The 10,145-nt window shown below is 69.3% G+C and carries 11 protein-coding genes and 1 tRNA gene; 2 read left to right on the forward strand and 10 right to left on the reverse strand.

The genetic code is table 11. From position 1 onward, the window contains the following. The 9 genes from BGN98_RS01460 to BGN98_RS01500 all read right to left on the reverse strand — a co-directional run. A partial coding sequence (locus tag BGN98_RS01460; protein ID WP_502687802.1) for an alpha/beta fold hydrolase occupies nt 1–257 on the reverse strand: 257 nt, incomplete at its 3' end. Then, nucleotides 254–1,006, reverse strand: a complete 753-nt coding sequence (locus BGN98_RS01465) for a 3-hydroxybutyrate dehydrogenase (RefSeq protein WP_036290465.1) — start codon at nt 1,004–1,006, stop codon at nt 254–256. The genes BGN98_RS01465 and BGN98_RS01460, both read right to left, overlap by 4 nt. Beyond that, complete coding sequence (locus BGN98_RS01470) at nt 999–1,676, reverse strand: TetR/AcrR family transcriptional regulator (protein ID WP_061683652.1); 678 nt, start codon at nt 1,674–1,676, stop codon at nt 999–1,001. Before BGN98_RS01470 ends, BGN98_RS01465 begins: the two co-directional genes overlap by 8 nt. Next, nucleotides 1,663–3,225 (reverse strand): class I adenylate-forming enzyme family protein, encoded by a 1,563-nt coding sequence (locus BGN98_RS01475; protein ID WP_288119095.1) that lies wholly within the window; start codon nt 3,223–3,225, stop codon nt 1,663–1,665. The genes BGN98_RS01470 and BGN98_RS01475 overlap by 14 nt, the downstream gene beginning before the upstream one ends. A gap of 22 nt (nt 3,226–3,247) precedes the next feature. Further along, the gene (locus tag BGN98_RS01480; protein ID WP_288119097.1) at nt 3,248–4,390 is read right to left on the reverse strand and encodes a branched-chain amino acid ABC transporter permease; all 1,143 of its coding nucleotides are present in this window, start codon (nt 4,388–4,390) and stop codon (nt 3,248–3,250) included. Further along, a complete protein-coding gene (locus BGN98_RS01485) occupies nt 4,387–5,262 on the reverse strand; it encodes a branched-chain amino acid ABC transporter permease (protein ID WP_005050070.1) in 876 nt (291 codons plus the stop codon). The genes BGN98_RS01480 and BGN98_RS01485 overlap by 4 nt, the downstream gene beginning before the upstream one ends. Beyond that, on the reverse strand, nt 5,259–5,969 hold the full coding sequence (locus BGN98_RS01490; RefSeq protein ID WP_288119100.1) for an ABC transporter ATP-binding protein: 711 nt from the start codon (nt 5,967–5,969) through the stop codon (nt 5,259–5,261). The genes BGN98_RS01485 and BGN98_RS01490 overlap by 4 nt, the downstream gene beginning before the upstream one ends. After that, nucleotides 5,966–6,754 (reverse strand): ABC transporter ATP-binding protein, encoded by a 789-nt coding sequence (locus BGN98_RS01495; protein ID WP_288119102.1) that lies wholly within the window; start codon nt 6,752–6,754, stop codon nt 5,966–5,968. The genes BGN98_RS01490 and BGN98_RS01495 overlap by 4 nt, the downstream gene beginning before the upstream one ends. Nucleotides 6,755–6,790: 36 nt before the next feature. Beyond that, nucleotides 6,791–7,999 carry a substrate-binding domain-containing protein gene (locus BGN98_RS01500; RefSeq protein WP_288119104.1) on the reverse strand — a complete coding sequence of 403 codons (1,209 nt, stop codon included), beginning with the start codon at nt 7,997–7,999 and terminating at the stop codon, nt 6,791–6,793. A 151-nt stretch (nt 8,000–8,150) separates the two neighbouring features. Here BGN98_RS01500 and BGN98_RS01505 point away from each other — a divergent pair, with 151 nt between their 5' ends. Further along, nucleotides 8,151–8,582, forward strand: coding sequence for a MarR family winged helix-turn-helix transcriptional regulator (locus BGN98_RS01505; RefSeq protein WP_036290459.1), 432 nt, complete (start codon nt 8,151–8,153; stop codon nt 8,580–8,582). Continuing rightward, complete coding sequence (locus tag BGN98_RS01510) at nt 8,579–9,814, forward strand: MFS transporter (protein ID WP_288119106.1); 1,236 nt, start codon at nt 8,579–8,581, stop codon at nt 9,812–9,814. The genes BGN98_RS01505 and BGN98_RS01510 overlap by 4 nt, the downstream gene beginning before the upstream one ends. 171 nt (nt 9,815–9,985) lie before the next feature. Here the strand turns inward: BGN98_RS01510 and BGN98_RS01515 are convergent. Beyond that, a tRNA-Lys gene (locus tag BGN98_RS01515) sits at nt 9,986–10,061 on the reverse strand. Nucleotides 10,062–10,145: the final 84 nt, after the last annotated feature.

Consider the following 10,145-nt stretch of genomic DNA (forward strand, 5'->3'; position numbering starts at 1 on the left):
GCCGCCAGATCGTCGGCGTGGGCCGCCATGCCCGCCGCTCCCTGCACGCCGTTGCTGCGACCGCGGCCACGCAGATCCGGCGCGATGATCCTCACGTGCGGCAGCGCCTCGGCGAGCATCTCCCACGCGAGATGCGACGAGGTGACCCCGTGGACGGCGAGGATCGTCGGGGCGTCGGGGCCGGCCTCCCACACACCGACCCGCAGCGAACCGCCGGGGACGGCGACATCGACCGCACGCACCACGCGGGTGCTCATCGCGCCGTCCACCCGCCGTCCATCGTGTAGCTGGCGCCGGTGACCATCCCGGCGTGGTCGCTCGCGAGCCATCCGGCGAGCGAGGCGACCTCCGTCGGCTCGATCAGGCGCTTGATGACCGACTCGGTGAGCATGATCTTCTCGACGACCTCGTCCTCGGCGATGCCGTGGACGCTCGCCTGGTCGGCGATCTGCTTCTCGACCAGGGGCGTGCGCACATACGCGGGGTTGATGCAGTTGCTGGTCACCCCGTGCGGCCCGCCCTCCAGCGCCGTCACCTTCGACAGCCCCTCCAGGGCGTGTTTGGCCGTCACGTAGGCCGACTTGTAGGCGCTTGCGCGGAGGCCATGCGCACTGGAGATGTTGATGATGCGGCCCCAGCCGCGCTCGTACATCCCGGGGAGCACGGCCCGGATGAGAAGGAAGGGCGATTCGACCATGAGCCGCTGCATGAACCGGAAGCGGTCCGGCGAGAACTCCGTGATCGGCGCGACGGTCTGCACGCCCGCGTTGTTGACGAGGATGTCGGCATCCAGCGACAGGTCGTCCAGCGCCTCCGTCGCGGAGAGGTCCACGACCCACGCCTCACCGCCGAGGCGCTGCGCCACCTCGTGCGCGGCGTCGCCGTTGAAGTCGGCGATGACCAGGTGCGCGCCGCGCGCGGCGAACTCCTCGGCGCACGCGAGGCCGATGCCGCTCGCGCCGCCGGTCACGACGGCGCGACGCCCGGCGAGGTCCTGTTCAGTCATGGTCCTGTCCTCTCTCGCCGCGTGCCGCGAGCGCGTTGCGGATGAAGCGCATCATGCCGTCGATGACGGCGTCGGGGATCGCCGCCGGGGGCTGCCCCTCATCGTCGCGCTCCCACAGCAGGAAGCGCATGCCGATCAGCTCACCGGCGCCCATGAGGGCCCAGGCGGTCACCTCCGGGTCGAGACCGGCATCGACGTCGCCGGATGCCTGGGCGGCGCGCAGCCCGGCTTCGTACCCCTCCACGATGCGGGTGTAGTGCAGGCGCAGCATCTCGGGCGAGACGAACTCCGCCTCACGCACCACGCGGTACAGGGCCGGGTGCGCGGCCGTGAAGCGGAAGAACCCCTCGAAGCCCGCACGTTCGGCGTCGATGCGGTTGTCGGTGCCCGCCACGGCCTCGGCCATCGCGTGTCGCACACGCCGGTTGAGATCGACGACGAGCTCCTCGAAGATCTGCTGCTTGCTGTCGAAGTAGAGGTAGAAGGTGCCGAGGCCGATGCCGGCGCTCTCGGTGATCTTGACGATCGAGGCCTCGTGGTAGCCGAGCCGCGCGAAGACGTCCTCGGCGGCTTCGAGGAGTTTGCGGCGGGTCGCCTCTCCGCGCTTGGTCAGCGGTTTGCCGGCCGCGGAGAAAGCCGCTTCGGGCTCGAACTGCTCAACTGTGCTCACGAGCACTTCCTCTCACCATGTCGGCGGCCCGTGCGCGCAGTCGCGAACGGGCCAACTTCTCGATCGTGGACCGTGGAAGCTCGTCCACGAAGGCGACGCGCACGGGGACTTTGAAACTCGCGAGCTCGGCGCGGGCGTGCGCGAGCACCTCGTCGGTGCCGAGAGCGGCCCCCTCGGCGCGCACGACGAACGCGACGCCGCGCTCGCCCCACACATCGTCCGGCACGCCGACGACGGCGGCGTCCGCGATCGCAGGGTGCAGCAGAAGTGCGCGCTCGACCTCCGCGGGGGCGACGTTCTCACCGCCGGAGATGAAGATGTCCTTGCGCCGGTCGACGATGCGGAACACGCCGTCGCGGTCGCGGTGCACGATGTCGCCGGTGCGAAGCCACGGCCCGGCCATCGCCCGTGCGGTCGCCTCCGCGTCGTGGAGATACCCGGCGAAGACGCTCGGACCGCGTACCCACAGCTCGCCGGTCGCCTCACCGCCGAGTTCGAGACCGGAGTCGGGATCGACGACCCGCACGTCCACGTGCGGGTAGGGCCGCCCAGCGGCGCCGGGGTGCGCGCGGCTCTCGGATGCCGGCAGGCACAGCACGTTGGGAGCGGCCTCGGTCAGGCCGTATCCCTGGGTGAGCGGCACACCGGCATCCGCCCACCGCGCCGCGAGCGCCGGTGGGATCGTCGCGCCGCCGACGAGCGCCTGGCGCAGCCGTCCGCGCGCGAGCGCGGCGAAGCCGGGGTCGTCGATCAGCAGCCGGTACTGGGTGGGCACCCCCATCATCGCCGTCACACCCCGCTCGGCGAGCAGCTGCAGCGCCCGCCGAGGCTGGAAGGAGCGTTCGAGGACGACCGTCGCGCCGGCCCACCATGCCAGCAACGGCTGACAGTTCCACGCGGCGACATGGAACTGCGGCAGCACCGCGAGCACGATGTCCTCAGTGGTCAGCTGGGCGACACCGGCCAGCGCGAGGTTGTTCCAGAAGCAGTTCGCGTGGGTGAGGACGACGCCCTTAGGCGCGGCCTCGCTGCCGGAGGTGTAGATGACGAGAAGCGGATCGTCGTCACGGACGGCCCGGGCGGGCGCGGCATCCCTCCCGTCCCCGCGTCGCGGAACCGCGGCCTCGATACCGGTCGTTCCGAGCAGGGTCGTGGGCGGGGGTGCGTCCAGCCGCGCGAGCGCGTCGTTGGCCACCCCGAGGTACTCGTCCTCGATCGCCACGAGCGCGGGGGCCGCGTGCACGAGCGCCTCGCTCAGTTCGCGTGACGAGAGCCGCCACGACAGCGGCACCATCGCGATGCCGGCCTTCGCGCAGGCGAAGAACACCACCACGTGGTCGATCGAGTTGCCGGTGATCGTCGCGAGCCGGTCGCCGGGACCGTAGCCGGCGCGCCGGAGGGATGCCGCGAGCTCGCGGGCCCGTGCTTCGAGGTCGCCGTAGCCGATGCGCACACCGCGGTCGTCGATGGCGGTGCGGTCGGGTGTGCCGCCGGCGCGATCGGTGAGCCAGCGGCCGATCGTGTGCGCGCCGTCGAGGTCGCCGTTCACGATCTCCACCTCGTTCGGAAGCTCACGCGCGCACCCCCGCGGGCTCCGCGACGGTCTCGTCGGCGTCGTCGATCTGGCGCAGCTGCGAGCGTGTGCGCTCGCCGCGACGACGACGCACCGCCGCATCGATCGTGCCGGCGATGCCGCCGGGCAGGAACATCACCACGAGGATGAACAGTACGCCCAGCAGGAACAGCGGCTCCGACAACGGGATGCGCAGCACGTCGGGAAGGTCGCGGATCCACTCCGCGCGCGCCAGCACCGTGAGCCGCTGGTCGAGGATCGTGTACAGCACACCGCCCACGATGGCACCCCACCGGAACCCGACGCCGCCGAGAACCACCATCACGAGCACGGTGATCGTGAGATCGGCGCCGACGGTGCTGGGCTGCGTGCCCGACTGCAGCAGCATGTACGCGATGCCGGCGAGCGAGGCGCAGAGGGCGGCGAGGATGAAGACGAGCAGCTTCGCGGTGTAGGGGCGCAGTCCGAGCACCTGCACGCGCAGCTCGTTCTCACGCACCGCCTGCGCGAGATGTCCGAGCCGCGAGCGGTCCACCCAGAGCACGACGAGGTAGACGACCACCAGCACGCAGAGCGTCACCCAGTACAGGTTGCGGGTGTTCGACACGCCCACGAGCCAGGAGGGCACCTGGTCGACGGGCAGCCGCAGTCCCTCCTCGCCACCCGTGACGTCCTGGTTGCGGCGGACGAGCACCGATCCCGCCTGGGCGAACGCGAGGGTGACCATCGCGAACGGGATGCCGGACACCCGCATCGAGATCGCGCCGGTGAACGCGGCGATGGCGAGACCGCCGACGAGCGCGATGAGCGCTCCGGGCCACAGCGGGACGCCGAAGAACTTCAGCGCGAGTCCGAGACCGTACGCCCCGACGCCGAAGTACAGCGCGTGACCGAACGACAGCATCCCGGACGTCCCCAGAAGCAGGTTGTAGGAGAGGGCGAGAGCCGCGAACACCATGCACAGCGAGAGGAGGGCGAGCGAGCCCGGCGTGTAGGTCGCTCCCGGCAGGATGCCGGGGATCGAGATGTTCAGCAGCGGCAGCACGGCCATCACGACCACGAGCGCGGCACCGACGACGAACGGCAGGTAGGCCCCCTTGCGGCCGGGCACGAGGGTGGGAACCCCGGTGGTGACGGTCATGCTTTCCTCCCCATGAGTCCGGTGGGTCGCACGAGGAGCACGACAGCGAGCAGCACCACCACGATGAAGTCGCCCGTGCCGCTCAGGTAGACGTTCGCGAACTGTTGCAGCACGGCGACGAGCACCGACGCGATCGCGGCGCCCGTGAGCGAGCCGAGGCCGCCGATGACGGTCACGATGAACGCGAAGATGAGCAGCGTCGCGCCCAGGTGTGCCGACACGAACGTCGTGTAGTGCATGGCGAGGACTCCGCCGATGCCGGCGGCCGCGCCGCCGATCGCGAACACGAGGGTGAAGCTGCGGCGCACGTCGATGCCGAGGGCGGTCACCATCGCGCGGTTCTCGACGCCGGCCCGGATGATCATCCCGTATCGCGTCTTCTTCAGGAACAGCACGAGGGCGACGAGCACGAGGGCTGCGGCCAGCATCAGAACCCAGTAGGTGTTCGGGATGCGCGCCCCGAGGATCTCGGTGGTCTCCTTCAACCACGCGGGACCGGCGATGTTCACGGCATCCGTCCCCCAGATGCCCTCGAACAGCGCGACCGCGGCGAAGGAGAGTCCGACCGTCACGAGCACCTGCTCGATATGACGCTCGTAGAGCGGGCGGATGAGCACCAGCTCGGTGAGCGTCGCGAACAGCGCGCCGACGGCGGCACCGACGAGGATCGAGACGACGAACGAGCCCCACGAGGCCGTGCCCAGAGCCTGCGCCACCTGCCATCCGATGAAAGCGCTGAGGGTGAGGAAGGCACCGTGCGCGAAGTTGAGCACGTGCATCAGGCCGTAGATCAGGCTCAGCCCCGACGCGACGAGGAAGTACAGCGCGCCGAGCCCGACACCGGTGAGGAGGATGAGGACGATGCTGCTCACGAGTGCACCTCCGCGCTGACGCCGAGCAGGCGCGTGGTCAGGGCGTCGTCGTCGAGGATGTCGCGCGCCTTCCCCGTGTGGACGACGCACCCACCGGCGATGACGATGGCACCGTCGGCGAGAGCGCGCACGACGTCCAGGTTCTGTTCCACGAGGAGGATCGGCACGATCTTCGCGGCTTCCTGAAGGGCGCGCGCCACGTCGCCGACGATCTTCGGGGCGAGGCCCTTCGTGGGCTCGTCGACCAACAGGATGCGGTTGTCGTTGAGCAGCGCTCGCGCAACCGAGACCATCTGCTGCTGTCCACCGGAGAGCGTTCCCGCGAGCTGCGACCGCCGCGCCATCAGGTCGGGAAAGAGCTCGGCGACGAACTCCCGGCGCGGCTTGCTGTCACGCTCGGCGAGGGCGAGGTTCTCGGCGACGGTCAGGCTGGCGAACACCTCGCGGTCCTCCGGGACGTAGCCCACGCCGCGCTGGACGATGCGGTGGGTGGGCAACCCATCGATGCGCTCGCCCGCGAGCAGGACCTTCCCCTTGCGCGAGATGAGCCCCAGGACGGCGCGCATGGTCGACGTCTTGCCGACCCCGTTGCGGCCGAGCATGGCGGTGATCCCCGTCGCCGGGACCTCGAAGGAGACGTCCTCGACGACCTGCTGACCCGCGATGGATGCCGACAGGTGCGTGACCGTGAGGATCGGTGCGCTCATGCGGCCGACTCCCCCGCCGGCTCCAGGCCGCGGCCGAGGTAGGCGCTCTGCACCACGGGGTTCTCCATGATCCGTGCGGGTGAGTCGAACGCGATGATCGACCCGGAGTACATGACGGCGACCTTCTGGACGAAGCCCATGAGCACGTCGATGTGGTGCTCGACCATCAACACCGTGCACCCGGTCGCGTTTTGCATCTCGCGGATCGTGTCCGCGAGTCCCGCGACGTCGCCGGAGGCGACCCCCGCCATCGGCTCGTCGAGCAGCACGATCTTGGCCTCGGTCGCCAACAGGACGGCGATCTCGAGCTTGCGCTTGTCACCGTGGGAGATGTCACCGGCCGCCGTGTCGAGCTTGTGGGTGAGCCCGACCTTCACGAGCTGATCGAAAGCGAGCTCCGTCGCGGCATCCGTTCTGCGAGGAAAGCGCAGCAGCGAGAAGTTTCCGCCGCGGCCGACCTGGGCCGCCAGGCGCACGTTCTCCAGCACGCTGAGGCGCGGGAACAGGCTGGAGGTCTGAAACGTGCGCCCCAGTCCCGCCCGCGCACGCTGTGCGATGGACGCGCGAGTGATGTCGACACCGTCCATCACGATGCGACCTGCGGTCGGCCGCGCGACGCCCGAGATCACATTGAACAGCGTGGTCTTTCCTGCGCCGTTCGGCCCGATCACGCCGACGATGCTGCCGGGCGCGACGTCGAGGTCGACGTCTTTCAGGATGGTCGCTCCGCCGATCTGCAGGCCGAGGCCTTCGATCAGCAGCGCGGACGGGACGGGGGTGCTCATGCGGATGCGCCTCGTTTCGGGATGCCGTGTCGCGATCTACTTCTTCGCCGGGGCGACCTGCTCGGCGGGAACGGTGTCGACGAGCGCGGGTGTGAAGCTGCCGCCGTTGGCGACGAGCTTGACCTGGTACATGTCCTGGATGAGCGCGTGGTCGCCGGCGCGCACGGTGAGCGCACCCTTCGGGCCCTGGAACGTGTAGTCCTCAAGGCTCTTGACCATCGCCTCGACGTCGCCCTTCCCTTCCTTGACGGCGTGGACGATCATGAGTGCCGCGTTGAAGCCGTCGGGGGTGAACAGGTCGGGCGTTCCGCCGGCCTTGGTGACGGCCTCGACCATCTTGGTGTTCACGTCGTTGTCCGGGGCCCCCGGGAAGTAGTAGTTCAGGAACTTGATCTTCTCGGATGCCGCGCCATAGGCACCGAACGTCGCCGAGTCGCCGAGACCGGTGACGACGGGGACGGCGTCCAGCACGCCCTGCTGGCTCATCGACTGCCACATCGCGCCGGACGTGGCACCGGCCCAGGCGACGAAGACGAGGTCGGGCTTGGCGGCGAGCACCTGCTGGGCGAACGGCGTGAACTCGGTGACGTCTTCGGCGACGAGCACACTGTTCACCGTCGCGCCCTTCCCACCGAGGATGGCGGTGACGGCGGCCTCGTTGCCCTTGCCGAAGGCGTTGTTCTGGGCGAAGACCGTCACGGTCTTGCCCGTGAGGTCGCCGAGGAAAGTGCCCGCGGTCGCGACATCCTGCGCGGACTGACGACCGCTGCGGAACGTGTACGCATTCACACCCGTCAGAGCGTCGGCGGCGGCGGGGCCCGAGATGAAGAGGACCTTGTTCTGCCCCGCCTGCTCGGCGACGGCAGCGGCGACACCCGAGGAGGCGCTGCCCGCCAGGATGTTCACCCCCTGACCGATGAGCTCCTTTGCGACGCCGACGGCCGTGTCGGGGTCGCCCGCATCGTCGCGGTAGTCGACGGTGATCTTGGTGCCGTCCACCTCGTTGGAACCGTCCGTGGCGTAGTCGAGACCGGCTTTGAAGCCGTCGAGATACTGCTTGCCGTAGCCGGCGAGCGGACCTGTCTCGCTCGTGACGACACCGACCGTGACCCCCGCGGGTCCGCCGCCGGCGGTCGCCGCTCCACCCGTCGTCGCGTCCTGCGGCGCGCAGGCCGACAGGGCGAGAGCCGTCGTCGCGACGACGGCCACAAAACTCACGTGGAGCAACTTCTTCGTAACCCGCATGTGCGTGCCTTTCACCGTTGGAAGGAAGACCTGAGAACCGATTCAGGTACTGCAATCATGTCCAGGCGGACGCCCCGTGTCAAACAGCGCGCACCGACGCGCGGTCACGATCCGATAACCTCTTTGCATACCTCGGGTATATGCTTGCGGTATGCAACACTCGGACGACATCCTGCGACTGCTCATCGGCGCGCATGCCCTCACACGGGTGGCGGCCCTGGACACCCGCACCGACGCCCCCTCCGCCCAGTGGCGCACGCTCGTGCTCCTCCGCGACAACGGACCGCTGCGCATCGGCGACCTGGCGACGCTCTCGCGGGTCACTCAACCCGGGATGACGCGGCTGGTCGCACAGATGGCGGATGCCGGGCTCTTGGAGCGAACGAGCGACCCCGACGACTCCCGCGCAACGCTCGTCTCGGCCACAGAGTCCGGCATGACCGCCCTCGACGAGTGGCTGGAAGTGCTGAGCTCAGCCCTCGCACCGCGCTTCGCCGACCTGGACGAGGACGAATGGCACACCATCCGCCGCGCCGCGGACATCGTCAACGCGCGTACACGCGTGGCGGAGGTGGCTCGATGAACAGCGCCCACACGTCCCAGAAGGTCACCATCTGGCGCCAGCCCGCTCAGGTCTGGGCCGTCGCCTTCGCGTGCGTCATCGCCTTCATGGGCATCGGTCTGGTCGACCCGATCCTTCCCGCCATCGCCGAGTCGCTGCGCGCCACTCCCGTGGAGACCGAGCTGCTCTTCACGAGCTACCTCGTCGTCACGGGTCTTGCGATGCTCGTGACGAGCTGGATCTCTTCCCGCATCGGCACGAAGGCGACGCTGCTGATCGGCCTCGGCCTCATCGTCGTGTTCGCCCTGCTGTGCGCCGTGTCGGGAAGCGTCGATGCCGTGATCGGCTTCCGCGCCGGGTGGGGCCTGGGCAACGCCCTGTTCATCTCGACCGCGCTCGCGACGATCGTCGGGGCGGCCTCGGGTGGCAGCGCCGCGGCGATCATCCTGTACGAGGCGGCGCTCGGTCTGGGCATCGCGATCGGTCCGCTCCTCGGCGGCATCCTGGGTGAGATCAGCTGGCGCGGCCCGTTCTTCGGCGTCGTGGCGCTGATGGCGATCGCCTTCGTCGCGGTGCTCGTGCTGCTGCGCGGCGGTGAGGAGAAGCGGACGCCCGTGAGGCTGTCGGCGCCCTTCCAGGCGCTACGCCAGCCGGCCTTGGCGGTGCTCGCGATCGCGGCCCTCTTCTACAACATCGGCTTCTTCGTCCTGCTGGCCTTCTCCCCCTTCCCGCTCGGGTTCGGTGCGATGGGGATCGGTCTGACCTTCTTCGGCTGGGGCGTGGCGCTGGCGATCACGAGCGTGTGGATCGCACCGATCCTGCTGCGTCGACTGTCGCGGAGCGCGGCGATGCTCATCGTGCTGCCGTTGCTGGCGATCGACCTGTTCGTAGCCGCGGTCGTCGTGGCCTCGGCTGCGGGGCTGGTCGTCTGCATCATCGTCGGCGGACTGCTCCTGGGTCTCATGAACACGATCCTCACCGAGTCGGCGATGGAGGCGACCGACCTGCCACGATCGGTGGCCTCGTCGGCGTACTCCGCTGTCCGCTTCCTCGGCGGGGCTGCCGCTCCCCCGATCGCCGCTGCGCTGTGGCACGCGTTCAACGCTTCGGTGCCGTTCGTGTTCGCCGGCATCTCGGTGCTGATCTCGGCGGCGACGATCCTGATCGGCCGTCGGGCGCTGGCGCGCATCGACGCGCACGATGCGGATGCCGCGGAAGAGGCAGCCGCGGTGCTCGTGGGCGACGCGGCATAGGCTGTCCTCGCCGGAGCTTGGGGGCAGTTCGGGAGGAGATTTCACCCCGGGAGGAGCGCAACGGCGCGTTCATCCTCCGGAGGTGATTTCTCCTCCCGTTCTGCGCGCGGGCAGGGGCGTCAGCAACGACGAAGGCCCGGTCCGCGATCACTCGCGGGCCGGGCCTTGCTGTGGTGCACCCCCTGGGACTCGAACCCAGAACCCACTGATTAAGAGTCAGTTGCTCTGCCGATTGAGCTAGAGGTGCGTTCCGTCGGCCGCCGGATCTTTCGAGAAGATCACTGGCGAACCGAGGGACAACGTTACCATCCCGAACGTCTCACCGCGAATC

This window comes from Microbacterium sp. 69-7, assembly GCF_001897985.1.
Classification (GTDB): domain Bacteria; phylum Actinomycetota; class Actinomycetes; order Actinomycetales; family Microbacteriaceae; genus Microbacterium; species Microbacterium laevaniformans.

Coding starts and splice junctions, on each gene's coding strand:
- BGN98_RS01465 (WP_036290465.1), bottom strand. CDS start 1,006: ATGACTGAACAGGACCTCGCCGGGCGTCGCGCCGTCGTGACCGGCGGC.
- BGN98_RS01480 (WP_288119097.1), bottom strand. CDS start 4,390: ATGACCGTCACCACCGGGGTTCCCACCCTCGTGCCCGGCCGCAAGGGG.
- BGN98_RS01490 (WP_288119100.1), bottom strand. CDS start 5,969: ATGAGCGCACCGATCCTCACGGTCACGCACCTGTCGGCATCCATCGCG.
- BGN98_RS01495 (WP_288119102.1), bottom strand. CDS start 6,754: ATGAGCACCCCCGTCCCGTCCGCGCTGCTGATCGAAGGCCTCGGCCTG.
- BGN98_RS01500 (WP_288119104.1), bottom strand. CDS start 7,999: ATGCGGGTTACGAAGAAGTTGCTCCACGTGAGTTTTGTGGCCGTCGTC.
- BGN98_RS01505 (WP_036290459.1), top strand. CDS start 8,151: ATGCAACACTCGGACGACATCCTGCGACTGCTCATCGGCGCGCATGCC.
- BGN98_RS01510 (WP_288119106.1), top strand. CDS start 8,579: ATGAACAGCGCCCACACGTCCCAGAAGGTCACCATCTGGCGCCAGCCC.